Annotated in this window: 16 protein-coding genes; 12 read left to right on the top strand and 4 right to left on the bottom strand. The window is 65.3% G+C overall.

The features are described from left to right. Positions 1–327 (bottom strand): SpvB/TcaC N-terminal domain-containing protein (locus tag DFO50_RS19785; RefSeq protein ID WP_304598476.1); only part of this gene is annotated, 327 nt, incomplete at its 3' end. Between the two features lie 199 nt (positions 328–526). Between DFO50_RS19785 and rnhB the strand changes: the two genes are divergently transcribed. From rnhB to DFO50_RS07705, 7 genes are all read left to right on the top strand, one after another. Beyond that, positions 527–1,135 (top strand): ribonuclease HII, encoded by a 609-nt coding sequence (gene rnhB, locus DFO50_RS07735; RefSeq protein WP_112692285.1) that lies wholly within the window; start codon positions 527–529, stop codon positions 1,133–1,135. A 4-nt stretch (positions 1,136–1,139) separates the two neighbouring features. Next, positions 1,140–1,658, top strand: coding sequence for a DNA-deoxyinosine glycosylase (locus DFO50_RS07730; RefSeq protein WP_051528704.1), 519 nt, complete (start codon positions 1,140–1,142; stop codon positions 1,656–1,658). A 647-nt stretch (positions 1,659–2,305) separates the two neighbouring features. Further along, positions 2,306–3,403 carry a hypothetical protein gene (locus DFO50_RS07725; RefSeq protein ID WP_051528703.1) on the top strand — a complete coding sequence of 366 codons (1,098 nt, stop codon included), beginning with the start codon at positions 2,306–2,308 and terminating at the stop codon, positions 3,401–3,403. A 106-nt stretch (positions 3,404–3,509) separates the two neighbouring features. Next, positions 3,510–4,757 carry a serine hydroxymethyltransferase gene (gene glyA, locus DFO50_RS07720; RefSeq protein ID WP_028498449.1) on the top strand — a complete coding sequence of 416 codons (1,248 nt, stop codon included), beginning with the start codon at positions 3,510–3,512 and terminating at the stop codon, positions 4,755–4,757. An 89-nt stretch (positions 4,758–4,846) separates the two neighbouring features. Beyond that, a complete protein-coding gene (gene nrdR / locus DFO50_RS07715) occupies positions 4,847–5,305 on the top strand; it encodes a transcriptional regulator NrdR (protein ID WP_028498448.1) in 459 nt (152 codons plus the stop codon). 70 nt (positions 5,306–5,375) lie between these two features. Continuing rightward, entirely contained in the window at positions 5,376–6,494 is a 1,119-nt protein-coding gene (gene ribD, locus DFO50_RS07710) for a bifunctional diaminohydroxyphosphoribosylaminopyrimidine deaminase/5-amino-6-(5-phosphoribosylamino)uracil reductase RibD (RefSeq protein WP_233495211.1), read from the top strand. 85 nt (positions 6,495–6,579) lie between these two features. After that, on the top strand, positions 6,580–7,632 hold the full coding sequence (locus DFO50_RS07705; RefSeq protein WP_112692284.1) for a malate/lactate/ureidoglycolate dehydrogenase: 1,053 nt from the start codon (positions 6,580–6,582) through the stop codon (positions 7,630–7,632). Here the strand turns inward: DFO50_RS07705 and DFO50_RS07700 are convergent. Then, complete coding sequence (locus DFO50_RS07700; RefSeq protein ID WP_028498445.1) at positions 7,605–8,510, bottom strand: LysR family transcriptional regulator; 906 nt, start codon at positions 8,508–8,510, stop codon at positions 7,605–7,607. The two genes, DFO50_RS07705 and DFO50_RS07700, sit on opposite strands and share 28 nt — an antisense overlap. Before the next feature lie 143 nt (positions 8,511–8,653). Here DFO50_RS07700 and DFO50_RS07695 point away from each other — a divergent pair, with 143 nt between their 5' ends. Both DFO50_RS07695 and DFO50_RS07690 read left to right on the top strand, forming a co-directional pair. Beyond that, on the top strand, positions 8,654–9,133 hold the full coding sequence (locus tag DFO50_RS07695; protein WP_233495210.1) for a CidA/LrgA family protein: 480 nt from the start codon (positions 8,654–8,656) through the stop codon (positions 9,131–9,133). After that, a complete protein-coding gene (locus DFO50_RS07690) occupies positions 9,126–9,818 on the top strand; it encodes an LrgB family protein (RefSeq protein WP_028498444.1) in 693 nt (230 codons plus the stop codon). Before DFO50_RS07695 ends, DFO50_RS07690 begins: the two co-directional genes overlap by 8 nt. A gap of 133 nt (positions 9,819–9,951) precedes the next feature. On the opposite strand, the gene DFO50_RS07685 is transcribed toward DFO50_RS07690, so the two are convergent. Further along, the gene (locus tag DFO50_RS07685) at positions 9,952–11,439 is read right to left on the bottom strand and encodes an aldehyde dehydrogenase (RefSeq protein ID WP_107888635.1); all 1,488 of its coding nucleotides are present in this window, start codon (positions 11,437–11,439) and stop codon (positions 9,952–9,954) included. A 75-nt stretch (positions 11,440–11,514) separates the two neighbouring features. Continuing rightward, a complete protein-coding gene (locus DFO50_RS07680; RefSeq protein WP_028498442.1) occupies positions 11,515–12,060 on the bottom strand; it encodes a cupin domain-containing protein in 546 nt (181 codons plus the stop codon). Positions 12,061–12,423: 363 nt separating this feature from the next. Here DFO50_RS07680 and ald point away from each other — a divergent pair, with 363 nt between their 5' ends. The 3 genes from ald (at position 12,424) to DFO50_RS07665 (ending at position 15,773) form a co-directional block, all read left to right on the top strand. Further along, complete coding sequence (gene ald / locus DFO50_RS07675; RefSeq protein WP_112692283.1) at positions 12,424–13,554, top strand: alanine dehydrogenase; 1,131 nt, start codon at positions 12,424–12,426, stop codon at positions 13,552–13,554. 33 nt (positions 13,555–13,587) lie between these two features. After that, positions 13,588–14,340, top strand: a complete 753-nt coding sequence (locus DFO50_RS07670) for a gamma-glutamyl-gamma-aminobutyrate hydrolase family protein (RefSeq protein ID WP_028498440.1) — start codon at positions 13,588–13,590, stop codon at positions 14,338–14,340. Between the two features lie 98 nt (positions 14,341–14,438). Next, a complete protein-coding gene (locus tag DFO50_RS07665) occupies positions 14,439–15,773 on the top strand; it encodes a glutamine synthetase family protein (protein ID WP_028498439.1) in 1,335 nt (444 codons plus the stop codon). Positions 15,774–15,809: the final 36 nt, after the last annotated feature.

Below are 15,809 nucleotides of genomic sequence, written 5' to 3'. Positions count from 1 at the left end.
GGGAACCAGCGGTTCGCCATCGGGGCCGACAAACACGTCGTCGTCGTTGTACTGCGGGACGCCGAGGCGGGTGCGACGCTGGATGGTCGGCAGGGCGAGCCGCCAGCCGGTGCCGCAGGGGCCGTTGCCGGCGCCGGCGCTGTAGCCGAGGGTCAGGGCGGGGGTGGATTCGCGGGCGACGGGGAGAGACAGCGGGATGTCGAACGAGACCAGGCCGGCGGAGAGGGTGGGCCCGCTGCCGTCACCGGGGCCGGGAAGGGCGTCGTGGATGGTGGGCAGGGTCGGGCTGCTGAAGGTGACAGCAGGCGTGAAACGTTCATTTTGCACGATGGGGAAACCTGTCACAGGGTGCGCGTTGGGTCGCTGGCCATGGATAGCCGTGACATGTTTCTATGTTTACAAAGCGACCCCTGAAGATTCCAGCCGGGGCTGACGAATGGGGTCCGCAAGGCCGGCCGGGGGCAGGGAGGACGGGCTTCCGGTAAACTGGCGCTCTTGTATCGGGCCGGAAAAGGAAAGTCGTCGGATGAGTGAATGGATCAAACTGTGCGGGGTCGACGAGGCGGGCCGCGGGCCATTGTCGGGCAGCGTGTTCGCCGCCGCGGTGATTCTCGATCCGGCGCGGCCGGTTGCCGGTCTGGCCGACTCCAAGACGCTCAGCGAGGCGAGGCGCGAGGCGCTGGCGCCGCTGATCAAGGCCAATGCGCTGGCCTGGTGCATTGCCGAGGCGACGGTGGAGGAAATCGACCGGCTCAATATCCTGCAGGCGACCATGCTGGCGATGCGCCGTGCGGTGGCGGGCCTGACGGTGCTGCCGGACGAAATCGAAGTGGACGGCAATCGGTTGCCGGGCTTCGAACTGGATGTGCCGTCCCGCGCCATCGTCAAGGGAGACAGCAAGGTTGCGGCCATTTCCGCGGCTTCCATCCTGGCCAAGACGGCGCGCGATGCAGTCTGCATTGCCATGGACGGGCAGTATCCTGGTTATGGCTTTGCCCAGCACAAGGGCTACCCGACCGCCGCACACGTGGCGGCCATCGAACGCCTGGGGGTGCTGCCGGTGCACCGGCAGAGCTTTGGTCCGGTCAAACGCGTGCTGGCGGCCCGTCAGGGCGGGCTGGATCTGCCGGTCTGAACGGATGCCGGCCCATCCCTCCACACCTGAGGCGCCGGCGCTGAAACGCTGTTTCCCGCCGGTGGTCGCCGCCGATACGCGGGTGCTGGTGCTGGGCTCCCTGCCGGGCGAGGCCTCGCTGGCCGCCGGTCAGTATTACGCGTATCCGCACAACCAGTTCTGGCGCCTGCTTGGCGATGTGCTCGGGCACGATCTGGTCAGTCTCGATTACCCGGCGCGCCTGCAGGCGCTGCTGGCGCAGCGGATCGGGCTCTGGGACGTGGTGGCCGAGGCCAGACGGCGCGGCAGTCTGGACGTGGCGATTCGTGATGCGCGGCAGAACGATCTGGTCGATTTTCTGGCGTCATTGCCGGCGCTGCGGCTGGTTGCTTTCAACGGCAAGACGGCGGCGCGGGCCGCGGTTCAGTTGCAGGGCATGGCATTGCACTGCCTGGAACTGCCATCGTCCAGCCCGGCCAATACCCGGGCCTATGCCGCCAAGCTGCAGGTCTGGCAGCAGATCGACGGCTGGCTGCGCGACTGATTCCCGGTTCCGGATGTTCGTTTCATGACAATGATGGTGACGCGCGGATGAAGGTTCGGTTTCGCAAATCACTGAAAACCGGGCGGATGGCCGTCCGCGGGCGGTGCATGGCTGCCTGTCCGGGCGGCGGCTAGCTGCGGATTTTTCCGGTGTGGCCAGAAATCCACTAGAGCATATTCTCTACAATGCATTGATTATCAAGAATTTTGCCGGATCGGGGTTGTGCGGGCAAAAAAAATGGCGCGAACCTTGCGGTCGCGCCGAATTCTACAAAGGAGAAATAGAGGAGAAACTATCAAGAAGCAATTGCTGCGTCTCAATTGCTGCGAATTATGGGGGTCGGTTTGTTCGTTGTCAACCGCGAAACGTTCAAAAGTGAAGATTTGTAATCCGGTGTCGTGATTTCTGAACTTCGCATGGGTTCGTCATCGGACATGGCGCGCCAGCGGGCCTCGCCGCCACTGGAACCACCGGGGGCGTGTCCGGCGGACAGTCTGGTCATCCTTTCTTGCCACCATCATTACGTGGTTCAATATTCGGTAATGAACATGCTCACCGCCGGCTGGCGTTGCGCCCTTGCCAAAGCCCGCCGCGGCTTGTGAGACAATGCACGATCGCCTGCTGGAAAAACCGAGGAACCCGTTTTCATGATGCTGCCTGATCCGCGCCTGATGCCGCGCGTCGCCCCCAAGAACGAACTGATTCGTGCCGTCATGTCGCTGCTGACCGAGCCGGATGGCGCGGAGGCCGAGCGCAAGCGCGGTGAACTGCGTCGACTGACGGCGGAAAAGCTGGAGTTCGACGACAACCAGTCGCTGTCGGTCGCCCTGCAACTGGCGCCTGACCAGACGGCATTCCGCACGCTGTGGCACAGCCTGGTCGATACGCTGGCGTCGCCGTCGACGGCGCGCCATGCGGTCGTGTTTGCCGTGCCGGTGGTGCTGGCCGCCGGCAGCAAGACGGCCACCACGCTGCCGGCGCAGGTCGACGCGGCGCCGCTGCTCGCCATCCTCAGACAGCACGGCGTGGTGCGTGCCGATGCCGAAGTGTCGCTGTCCGGTCGTCTGCTGCATGCCGACACGCTCGCCAGTGTCGCGTTCTCGCAATGGTTCCGCTTCGGCAGCTTCCTGACTGATGCCGCGCGCGGTGTGCCGCTGGACCTGGCCGGCAGTGAAGTGCCGGTGCATGAGGAAGGCGTATTCGTCCGTTATCTGCTCGGCGTGGCGATGCAGAACCCCGGTGAGGCACCCGCCATCCGTCTGGGCGGTTCGATGGGCGAGTGGGGGATGCCGTTCATGCAGCAGCTCAACGAACAGATGAAGACCCCGGGCGTGACGCTGTTCCCGATTCCGGCCGTGCCGAACGTGGTGCCGGAAGCGCTGCGTCAGGGCGCTGCGCTGCGGCTGGACGTCAATATGCAGATGTGGGCGTCCAATATCATCCGCAAGCTGCGCGCCGGCAATGCCGGGATCGCCGGCGTGGCGGCTGCGCACGAGAATGGCGAGCTGCGCTTTACCGTGTCCAGTCCCGGCGACGACAAGAACTGGGCTGCCTTCGTCTGGCCGCTTGCGCCGCTGGATGCGGTCGAGCGGATCGAGGAAAACTTCCGTGCGCTGATGGCCGAGTGTCAGGTCGAGGACGTGCGGGTGGTCGGGACGATCCAGCCGGACCGCATCGACGAGGTGCCGGTTTTTCTGACCTGCAACGACGCGATCACGCTGACGCCGCCGGAAAATCTCCACTGAACCCGACTGTACCGGTCGCAAACCGATACGGCTGTGCCGTGTCGGTGTCGCGGTCCATGGGTTAGAATTCACACCAGTTGTGCCCCTTGTTCACTTGGAAAATACGATGTTCGCAGCCGACCAAACCATTCATGTCTTCGATCCCGAACTCGCCGCCGCGATGGATGCCGAGTCTCGCCGTCAGGAAGACCACGTCGAACTGATCGCTTCGGAAAACTATGTCAGCCCCGCCGTCATGGAAGCCCAGGGCTCCGTGCTGACCAACAAATACGCCGAAGGTTACCCGGGCAAGCGCTACTACGGCGGCTGTGAATATGTCGACCAGGTCGAACAGCTCGCCATCGATCGCCTGAAGGCGCTGTTCGGTGCCGAATACGCGAACGTGCAGCCGCATTCCGGCTCGCAGGCCAACCAGGCCGTGTACGTCTCGGTGCTGAAGCCGGGCGACACCATCCTCGGCATGAGCCTCGCCCATGGCGGTCACCTGACCCACGGCGCGTCGGTCAACATCTCCGGCAAGCTGTACAACGTGGTGCAGTACGGTCTGAACGACAAGGAAGAACTCGATTACGAACAGGTCGAACGCCTGGCACGTGAACACAAGCCGAAGATGATCGTGGCCGGCGCCTCGGCCTACGCGCTGGAAATCGACTGGGCGCGCATGCGCAAGATCGCCGATGAAGTCGGCGCCTACCTGTTTGTCGACATGGCCCACTATGCCGGTCTGATCGCCGCGGGTGAATACCCGAACCCGGTTCCGCACGCCCACTTCGTCACCACTACCACGCACAAGACCCTGCGCGGTCCGCGCGGCGGCGTGATCCTGGCCAAGGCCGAATTCGAGAAGGGCCTGAACTCGGCCATCTTCCCGTGCCTGCAGGGCGGTCCGCTGATGCACGTCATCGCCGCCAAGGCCGTGGCGTTCAAGGAAGCGGCCAGCCCGGCGTTCAAGGACTGGGCCAAGCAGGTCAAGGTCAATGCCCAGGCGATGGCGGAAGTGCTGACCGCGCGCGGTCTGCGCATCGTGTCCGGCCGTACCGAGAGCCACGTGTTCCTGGTCGACCTGCGCGCCAAGCAGATCACCGGCAAGGACGCTGAAGCCGCACTGGGCCGCGCCCACATTACCGTCAACAAGAACGCGATCCCGAACGATCCGGAAAAGCCGTTCGTGACCTCGGGCATCCGCATCGGTACCCCGGCGATCACCACCCGTGGCTTTACCGAAGCCGACTCGCGTGAACTGGCCAACCTGATTGCCGACGTGTTCGACAGCCCGGCCGACGACGCCAATCTGGCCACGGTGGCCGAGAAGGTCAAGGCGCTCTGCGCCCGCCTGCCGGTCTACGGCAAGTAACAATCCGGCTGCCGTTCAGGCGGCGCCGGGCGGTACCCAAGGCGACGGACGCGAGTCCGTCGCTATTTGCCTATCTGGAGTCCCCGAATATGAAATGCCCGTTCTGCGGCCATCTGGATACCCAGGTGGTCGACTCGCGCGTCAGCGAGGACGCTTCCAGCATCCGTCGCCGTCGCCGCTGCCTCGGCTGCGACAAGCGCTTCACCACCTTCGAGACGGCGGAGCTGCGCATGCCGCAGGTGGTCAAGCAGGACGGCCACCGCGCCGAGTTCGACGAGGACAAGCTGCGGATCGGTTTCAACCGTGCACTGCACAAGCGGCCGGTATCGACGCAACTGGTCGACGAGTCGGTCGAGCATATCAAGCAGAAACTGCTGGCACTGGGCGAGCGCGAAGTCAGCGCCCGCGAGCTGGGCGAGATGGTGATGAGCGAGCTGGCCAGGCTCGACAAGGTTGCCTATATCCGCTTCGCGTCGGTTTACCGCAGCTTCCAGGATGTATCGGAATTCTCCGAAGCCATTCGCGAAATTTCGCGCAAGCAACACTGAACCGGTGGGCGGGCACAGCGCCCGTTGCCGTGACGGACTGTCGATGTTTACTGCTGAAGATCACCTCCACATGTCCCGGGCGCTGCAGCTTGCCGCGCTCGGCATGCGTACCACCTCACCGAATCCGCGCGTCGGTTGCGTCATCGTCAACCGGGGCCGGATTGTCGGCGAGGGCTGGCATGTGGCCGCCGGTACGCCGCATGCCGAACCGCATGCACTGGCCCAGGCAGGAGAGCTCGCCCGCGGCGCCACGGCCTATGTGACGCTGGAGCCGTGCAGCCACCATGGTCGCACTCCGCCGTGCGCCGATGCGCTGGTCGGTGCCGGGCTGGCGCGGGTGGTGGTCGCCAGCACCGATCCCAATCCGCTGGTGGCCGGGCAGGGCATGGCGCGATTGCGTGCTGCCGGCATCCTGGCCGAGTCCGGCCTGATGGAGGCCGAGGCGCTGGCGCTGAACCGGGGCTTCATGTCGCGGATGACGCGCGGCCGGCCATGGGTCACCGTCAAGCTGGGCATGAGCCTGGATGGCAAGACGGCACTCGACGACGGTCGCAGCCAGTGGATTACCGGACCCGCCGCGCGTCGCGATGTCATGCGCCTGCGGGCGGAAAGCTGCGCCATCCTGACCGGCAGCGGCACGGTGATGGCCGACGATCCGCAACTGACCGTGCGCGGCATCGATCCGCTGCAGCCGCCGGCGGACTGCATGTCGCCGGCCGCTGCGCTGATGCGCGAACAGCCGCTGCGGCGTCCGCTGCGCGCCGTGGTCGACAGCCGGCTGGCCACCAGCCCGGTGCGGGCCATTTATCTGAATGGCGGGGTGCGGCTGTATACCTGTGTCAGCGAAGGCGCACGCCATGCGCCGTATATCGGTCATGGCAATCTGGTGAGGGTGGTGCCGGCCCCGAACGGCCGGGTCGATCTGTCCGCCATCGTTGCCGACCTTGGCCTGCAGGGCTGCAACAATCTGCTGGTCGAGGCCGGCATGGGACTGGCCGGCGCCGTATTGCGTGCAGGCCTGCTGGACGAACTGGTCTGTTATGTCGCGCCGGCGATCATCGGCCACCAGGCGCTCGGCGCATTCAACCTGCCGCCGCTGGCATCGCTGGAAGACAAGGTTCGTCTGGCCTGGCATGACGTGCGCCCGGTCGGTGACGATCTGCGGCTGACACTGCGCCCGGTGCGCTGACAGCGGAGGCGGGCGCGCATCGGGCTTTAGCCCGGCAGCCGGTCGGCGCTATAGTCAGGGCAAGTTGTTTGCCGGATATCACTTAATGAAAATTTCTGTAGACCGTCTGCGCCGGCTGGCGCCGGCCACCCTGCGCGCCCTAGGCTGCGCATCCGACGAAGCCGACCTGGTGGCGACCCATCTGATCGAGGCGAACCTGCGCGGCCACGACAGCCACGGCGTCGGCATGCTGCCGTTCTATATCGCCAGTGCCCGCCAGGGCACGCTGAAACCGAATACGCCGGCACGCCTGCTGAACGATGGCGGCGCCATCCTGCAGTTTGCCGGCGACCGCGGCTTTGGTCAGCGCACCGGGCGCGAGGCCATGGACGCAGCCATCGCGCGTGCACAGCAGACCGGCCTGGTGCTGATGACGCTGTCGGCGACCCATCATCTGGGTCGCATCGGCAGTTATGGCGAGCAGGCGGTTGCTGCCGGCATGATTTCCATCCACTTCGTCAATGTCATCGATTTCCCGCAGATGCTGGTCGCGCCGTTCAACGGCTCGTCGCCACGCTTCGGCACCAATCCGGTCTGCATCGCCATTCCGGGCGGTGAGCGGCATCCGGCCTTCGTGCTTGATTTCGCCACCAGCATGGTCGCTTACGGCAAGGCACGCGTGGCCTACCTGGCCGGGCGCCAGTTCGACGACGACGTCCTGCTCGATGCCGCGGGGCACCCGACCCGCGAGCCGCGCGTGATGTTCGAGCCGCCGCTGGGGGCCTTGCGGCCGATTGCCGGGCACAAGGGCGGCGGCCTGATCATGGCGGCCGAGCTGCTGGCCGGCCTGCTGTCCGGCGGCGGCTCGGCCCAGCCGGCGCATCCGCGCGATGGCGGCATCGTCAACAACATGACCACACTGGTCATCGACCCGGCACGGCTGGTCGACATGCAGTGGTTTGCCGCCGAGTACGATGCGCTGGTCGATTACGTCAAATCGTCGCCGTCCCCCGATCCGGCCGATCCGGTGCAACTGGCCGGCGACCCGGAGCGGCAGCGCCGCGCGCAGCGGCTGGTCGACGGCATCGAGATTGCCGACGGCGAGTGGGACGGCATCCTCGCCGCCGCTGCTCAGCTTGGCGTCGACGTCGCGGGCTGAGCTTCCGGAAACGCTTCCCGGCACAGAGCCAGCCAGGCACGGGCGGCCTGCGACAGATAGCCGTCATGCCAGACCATGCCGAGCTCCCAGCGCAGCGGCGGGTCGACCAGCTCGCGGCAGCAGATGCGCAGCGGGTCGAGCAGGGCGGCGATCGGCGCCGGCAGGATGGCAATGCCGGCGCCGGCCGCGACCAGTTCGCCGATAAAGTCCCAGTGCCGGCTCTGGCCGGCGATCTGCGGGCTGAAACCGGCGGCGGCGCAGGCATCGAGAATGACGCGGTACAGCACGAAATCGTCTTCGTACAGCACCAGGGGTTCGTCGCGCAGATCCGCCAGCCGGACCCCGTCGCGACTGGCCGGCGCGCGCTCGGCCGGAAAGGTCACCATCAGCGGATGGCGGGTCACCGACAGCGTCAGCAGTTCCGGCGCCATCTGCGGCAGCACGGTGACGCCAAGATCCAGTTCGCCGGCGAGAACCGCCTGCTCCAGTGCCTTGCCGCCCTGCTCGCGCAGGCGCAGCGTCACGCCGGGATACAGCTTGCGGTAGCGGGCGATCAGGCGGGCAAAGTAGCGGCCGGCCATCGGCGGAATACCGACATCCAGCTCGCCGCGCGCCAGCCCGGCGACCTCGTCCAGCTCCAGCTGCAGCCGCGCCACTTCGGCCAACACCGCCTGACCACGGACGAACACCACCTGGCCGGCATCGGTCAGCCGCAACTGACGGCCTTCGCGCAGCAGCAGTGGTCCGCCCAGTTCTTCCTCCAGGCTTTTGACCATCTTGCTGATCGTGGGCTGGGTCACGTGCAGCACTTCGGCGGCCCGGGTAAAGCTGTGTTGCCTGACCACCTCCACGAAGTAGCGCAGCGCACGAATGTCCATGTCATGTATTCCATATTGGAATGATTCGCATGATTTTAATTCATTTTTTTAATTGAAGGCGGGTTCATATACTGCGCAGTAACAAGGTGCCCCGGCTGGCCGGGCTGTTCCGCGCGGCGGGCACCCGGCAAGGAATGAACATCATGGAAACGCAGGCGCAACGGTCCTTTCCGTTCATGCGCGCACTCGTCACCATCCTGCAGGTGGTCGGGATTTCGGTGCTGTGGCTGCTGGCCGATCTGGCCCGCCACCGCTTCGACCTCGGCCTGCCGTCGAACATGATCGGCATGATGGTCATGGTCGGCCTGCTGTTTACCGGCATCGTCCGGGCGGACTGGATCCGGCGTGGCGCCAACTGGCTGCTGGCCGAAATGCTGCTGTTCTTCATCCCGGCCGTGCTGGCGGTGATCAAGTATCCGGATGTGGTGGTGGTGGACGGCTGGCGCGTGCTGGTGGTCATCGTCGTCAGCACGCTGATGGTCATGGTGACGACCGCCTTCGTGGTCGACCGGCTGTACCGCTTCGAGCTGAAGCTGTCGCGCCGCCGCAGCAACCGTCACGTTGCCGCCGGCCCGGCGCCGGCCGGCGCCCTGCAGATGCCGCGAGGCCGCCGCCATGACTGAAACCCTGATTGCAGCCGGCTGCTTCGTGCTGACGGTGGTGTTCTACTACATCAACAAGCGCATGTACGTGAAGCAGCACAAAATCTGGCTGATGCCGCTGCTGGCCACGCCGATGCTGCTGCTGGCCATCGTGCTGCTGGCCGGCATCAGCTACAGCGAATACATCGCCGATACCCGCTGGCTGATGTGGCTGCTCGGCCCGGCGACGATCGCCTTTGCGCTGCCGATCTACGATTACCGCGACATGATCCGCAAGCACTGGCTGTCGATCTCGGTTGGCGTGCTGGCCGGCTCGGCGATGTCGGTGGTCAGCTCGGTCTGGCTGGCCCGCCTGCTGGACCTGCCGCTGATGCTGCAGAAGGGGCTGGCCGTGCGTTCGATCACCACCCCGTTCGCGATGGAAGCGGCGCGCAGCATTGGCGGGCCGGTCGATCTGAGCGCCCTGTTCGTGGTCATTACCGGCGTGGCCGGCATGGCGATGGGCGAGACGGTGCTGCACCTGCTGCCGGTGATCCGCAGCAAGCTGGCCCACGGCGCGATCTTCGGCGCGGCAGCCCACGGCGCCGGCACCGCCAAGGCGCGCGAGATGGGCGATGCCCAGGGCGTGGTCGCCTGCCTGGTGATGATGATCGCCGGTTTTGTCACCGTGCTGGGGGCACCGCTGATTGCGAAGCTGATGTTCTGAGTGCCGGGCTGTTTGGGGCTGCCGGCAGCGGTGGTGCTGGTATTTGCCTGACTGCTGAAACTGCACGGAAAGACGGACTGAAAAAAACCGCCAATCAATATTGGCGGTTTTTTGCTGACGGGGTTTGCCCGCGTTACAGTTTGATCACCGTACTCTTCAGTTCGGTGTATTTTTCCAGCGCATGCAGCGATTTGTCGCGGCCGTTGCCGGATTGCTTGAAGCCGCCGAACGGCATGTTCATGTCACCGCCCTCGTCGTAGCAGTTGACCCAGACCGTGCCGGCACGCAGTGCGCGGGAGACGGTGTGGGCGGTGCTGAGATTGCTGGTCCAGATTGCACCGGCCAGGCCGTAGATGCTGTCGTTGGCCAGACGGACGGCGTCGTTGACGTCGTCGAAACCGACGATGGACAGCACCGGGCCGAAGATTTCCTCGCGCTCGATCACCGAACCGGGCTCGGTCAGGAAGGCGGTCGGCTCGATATACAGGCCGTTCTTGACCGGTTCCGCCGCATTGCCGCCGAACAGCAGCGTCGATTCGCGCCGGCCGGCATCGATATAGCCGCGCACCTTGTCGAACTGGATGCGGTCGACGATGGCGCCCATCGTCGTCTCCGGATCGAGCGGGTTGCCCGGTTGCCAGCCGCGTGCGGCCTCGGCCAGCGCCTCGACGAAGCGGTCCTTGATCCTGTTGTGCACCAGCACGCGCGAGCCGGCCGAACACACCTGGCCCTGGTTGAAGAAGATGCCGCCGGCGGCAGAGCGTGCCGCGCGCAGCAGGTTGGGGCAGTCATCGAGCACGATATTGGCCGACTTGCCGCCGAGTTCCAGCCAGACGCGCTTGAGGTTCGACTGGGCGGCATAGCCGGCGATCAGCTTGCCGACCCCGGTCGAGCCGGTAAAGGCCAGGCAGTCGATATCCATGTGCAGGGCCAGCAGGCGGCCGGTATCGCCGGCGCCGGGCAGCACCTGGAACACGCCGTCCGGAATGCCGGCGTCGCGGGCCAGCGCGGCCAGCCGGATGGCGGTCAGCGGCGATTTTTCGCTCGGTTTCAGAATCACGCTGTTGCCGGCCGCCAGCGCCGGAGCGATCTTCCAGCTGGCCATCATGATCGGGAAATTCCACGGCACCACGGCGGCGACCACGCCGATCGCTTCGCGGGTGACCAGACCCAGCAGCTTCGGGTCGACCGGCGCGACTTCGCCGCCGATCTTGTCGATGGCCTCGCCGTACCACTCGATCGCATAGGCCGCACCGCTGACGTCGACCGACGCCGCGTCGGCGACCGGTTTGCCCATATCGAGCGATTCGAGCAGCGCCAGTTCGTCGGCGTGCGCGCGCACCTGGTCGGCAAAGCGCTTCAGCGTGTCCTTGCGCGCGCGCGGCGCCATCTGCGACCAGACGCCGCTGTCGAATGCCTTGCGCGCAACCGCGACTGCGCGTTCGACGTCGTCGGCACCGGCGAGCGAGATGTCGGCCAGCTTGCGGCCGTCGATCGGCGATACGCAGGCGAAGGTTTCGCCCGATGCCGTCGGCGTGTACTGCCCGTCGATGAAGGCGCGTCCCTCTATATTGAGGATGGCCGCGCGGGCCTGCCAGTCACTAAGCGTCATGTCTGCCATGGTTTTATGTCCCCTGTGTTGTCCCTGCCGGGATTTCCGGCCACCGCGTCATGCCGTGGCCAAAATGCGTGCAGGTCAGAACGACGGCGGGGTACTGGCGCTGATGACCTCGGCGACCTCGCTGCCGACATTGCGGAAGCGATGCGGCTGGCGGGAGTCGAAGTAATACGCCTCGCCGGCGCCGAGGATGCGCGTCTCGTCGGCCACGGTGAGTTCGATCTCGCCGCTGACGACAATGCCGCCTTCCTGACCTTCGTGTTGCAGCATGTCCGGCCCGGTGTCGGCGCCGACTTCGTAGCGCTCGGACAGGATGGCCATGTCACGCTTCGGGTGGGCCGAACCGACCAGCGACAGCCTGATCCGCTCGTTGCCGAGATTCGGCAGTTCTTCGGCCCGGTAAAACACCTGCATGTGCTGGGGCTCGGCGTCGAAGGTGAAAAAATCACCCAGCGTCATCGGCAACCCTTCAAGGACTTTCCGCAGCGAGCTGATCGACGGGCTGACCCGGTTCTGCTCGATCAGCGAAATGGTGCCGTTGGTGACACCGGCCCGCTTGGCCAGCTCGCGCTGGGACAGTCCGAACTTCTCGCGCACCATTTTCAGGCGCATGCCTACATCCATCGCATCAGCTCTCATCTGTCCGGTCTCTTTGAACCCGACCGCGGCGCCGCTCCGGCCCGTCGTGCGCGGAGTCAGGACGGCCAGAGCCAGTCCGCCGTGTCCGTCGTGGGGCGCGCGGCTCATGGCGCGACCTCCGGCGTGGTGGGGAAAGGGGTCCGGAATGTTAATGATATTAGACGTATGGTGTTTACGATTTTAGGCATTCGAATTGCTTAATGTTGCGTGGCAGCAATGAAAAACCTTGCCACTGCCAAGATTTTATAGTCAAAATCATAAACACACAAAGCCTGTTTTGTGCATTTTCTTAAACGTCTGCAACAGTACCGACGCAGTCTTCAAACCGTGAAGAACGAGGACGTTACCATGTTGATCGGTGTGCCCAAGGAAATTAAGAATAACGAGTACCGGGTGGGGTTGACCCCGGCCGGTGCCCGGGAACTGCTGTCGCTGGGCCACACGGTCCTGGTGCAGCGTCAGGCCGGTGCCGCCACCGGATTCGATGACAGCGAATACGTGGCCGCCGGCGCGCAGATGGCCTCCACTGCCGCACAGGTCTACGAGCAGGCGGAGCTGGTGATCAAGGTCAAGGAACCGCAGCCGGTCGAATGCCGCATGCTGCGTCCCGGCCAGACCCTGTTTGCCTATCTGCATCTGGCACCCGATCCCGAACAGTGCCGGCTGCTGGTCGAGTCCGGCTGCATGGCGATTGCCTATGAAACCGTCACCGATGCCCAGGGGGGGCTGCCGCTGCTGGCACCGATGAGCGAAGTGGCCGGCCGCATGGCGATCCAGGCCGGTGCAGCGTGCCTCGAAAAGGCGCATGGCGGCCGCGGGGTGCTGCTGGGCGGTGTCCCCGGCGTCGCGCCGGGCCGGGTGCTGGTGCTGGGTGGCGGGGTTGTCGGCCTGAATGCAGCCCGGATGGCCGCCGGACTCGGCGCCGACGTGACGCTGCTCGATACCTCGCTGGCGCGGCTGAAAGACATCGACATGGTGTTCGGCGGCCGGATCAAGACACTGATGTCGACTGTCCAGAACATCGAAGACGGGCTGCGCGAGGCCGACCTGGTGATCGGTGCCGTGCTGGTGCCGGGTGCCACCGCACCAAAGCTGGTGCGGCGTGCGCAGCTGAAGCTGATGAAGCCCGGTACGGTGCTGGTGGACGTGGCTATCGACCAGGGCGGCTGCTTCGAGACCAGCCGTCCCACCACGCATCAGCAGCCGACTTTCGAGGTGGACGGCATCGTCCACTACTGCGTTGCCAATATGCCCGGCGCGGTGTCGCGCACGGCAACCATGGCGCTGACCAATGCGACGCTGCCTTTCATACGCAAGCTGGCGGCGCTCGGAACCGGCCCGGCACTGGCGGCCGATCCGCATCTGCTTGCCGGGCTGAATGTCTGTGCCGGGCAGGTGACCCATGCCGCCGTGGCCCATGAGCTGGGCTATGACTATGTGCCGGCGGCCACGGCCGTTGAAGCACTGTTGTCACGATAACAATACGAGTCTGCAACACAGAGGAGAACACGCATGCGACCCCTTATCGCCATTCCGTGCGACATCAGACAGATCGGTGCGCACCCGTACCATGCCGTCGGCGACAAATACGTGCGCGGTGTTACCGATGGTGCCGGCGGCATCCCGTGGCTGGTGCCGGCGCTCGGCGACGGGGCGTGGCTGGACGAGGTCGTCGACCGGGTCGACGGTGTCATGCTGACCGGCAGCCCGTCCAATATCGAACCGTTCCACTATCACGGCACGCCAAGCCGCGCCGGCACCCTGCATGACCCGGCCCGCGACTCGACCACGCTGCCGCTGATTCGCAAGCTGCTGCAGCGGGGCGTGCCGTTTCTCGGCATCTGCCGCGGCTTCCAGGAAATCAACGTTGCCTTTGGCGGCACGCTGTACCAGCACGTCCAGGAAGAACCGGGCATGCGCGATCACCGCGAGTCGCCGGACGATCCGCTGGAGCAGCAATATGCACCGGCCCACCGTGTGGCCTTCACCGCCGAGGGTCTGCTGGCGCGGCTGACCGGCCTGAAAGAGGCCCAGGTCAACTCGCTGCACCAGCAGGGGGTCAGGGAACTGGCGCCGGGCCTGAGCGAGGAAGCGCGGGCCGACGACGGACTGATCGAGGCGTTCTCGGTGTCCGGCGCGAAGCAGTTTGCGTTTGCGGTGCAGTGGCATCCGGAATGGCGCTGCACCGGGAACCCGGTGTCGCAGGCGATTTTCGGTGCGTTCGGCGAAGCCTGCCGTGCGCACCAGAGCGCGCGGCGGGCGTAAGCCGTCTCCCCGCGCACGGCGGACGGGTCGGGAGGACGGCCCGTTACGCCACCCAAAGCAAGAAACTGAAAACGGCTTGAATCAGTTGAGAAACCATCATGAGTGACTACATCAGCGAATGGCTCCGAGAACATCGGATCACCGAAGTGGAATGCATCGTGCCGGACATGACGGGCGTGGCACGCGGCAAGATCATTCCGAAGGACAAGTTCCTGTCGGAACCGGACATGCGGCTGCCTGAAGCGGTACTGATCCAGACTGTCACCGGTGATTATCCCGATGACTGCTACCTGGACCTGACCGACCCGGACATGGTGCTGCGTCCCGACCCGACCTCGCTGCGCTTCGTGCCGTGGGCGACCGATCCGACCGCGCAACTGATCTACGACTGCTACCGTTCCGACGGCTCGCCGGTCGAGACCTCGCCGCGCAGCGTGCTGCGCCGGGTGCTGGAACTGTACTCGGCCCGGGGCTGGGAACCGGTGCTGGCGCCGGAAATGGAGTTCTACCTGCTGTCGCCGAACCCGGACCCGGACATCCCGGTCCAGCCGCCGGTCGGCCGGACCGGTCGCGCCGAATTCGGTCGCCGCTCGTACTCGATCGATGCGGTCAACGAATTCGACCCGGTGTTCGAGGACATCTACGACTACTGCCATGCGCAGAACCTCGAAGTGGACACCCTGATCCACGAGGTCGGCACCGCGCAGATGGAAATCAACTTCGAGCACGGTGACCCGCTGGCGCTGGCCGACCAGGTGTTCCTGTTCAAGCGCACGGTGCGCGAGGCGGCCTTCCGCCACAACATGTACGCGACCTTCATGGCCAAGCCGATGGAAGGCGAGCCCGGCAGTGCGATGCACATGCACCAGAGCATCATCGACAAGCACACCGGCCGCAATCTGTTCTCGAACGAGGACGGCTCGCCGTCGCAGGCGTTCTTCCACTTTATCGGCGGACTGCAGAAGTATCTGCCGGAAACCATGCCGTTCTTTGCGCCATACGTGAACTCGTATCGCCGGCTCACGCCGAACGTGGCCGCGCCGACCAACGTCGAGTGGGGCTACGACAACCGCACCGTCGGTCTGCGCGTACCGCATTCGAGTCCGGCCGGACGCCGGGTGGAAAACCGCGTGCCGGGGGTGGACGTGAATCCGTACATCGCCATGGCGGCCTCGCTGGCCTGCGGCTATCTCGGGCTGGTGAACAGCATCGATCCGCGCGATCCGGTGGCCTCCAACGCCTATGACGTGCCGACCGAATTCCCGCACGGCACCGAAGAGGCGCTGGTACGGCTGACCCACTGCAAGGAAATCGCCGCCGTGCTCGGCGAACGGTTCGTCGAACTGTTCATCGGCATGAAGCAGAAGGAATTCGCCGAGTACTTCCGCGTGATCAGCCCGTGGGAACGCAAGTTCCTGCTGCTGCACGTATAAGCCGGACCCCATTCCGGTCGCCGGGATGGACCCGGT

It is taken from the genome of Microvirgula sp. AG722, from assembly GCF_003269145.1.
GTDB classification, from domain to species: Bacteria; Pseudomonadota; Gammaproteobacteria; order Burkholderiales; family Aquaspirillaceae; genus Microvirgula; species Microvirgula aerodenitrificans.
Note: the sequence above shows the minus strand (reverse complement) of the source record. Positions and strands in the feature narration are given on the sequence as shown.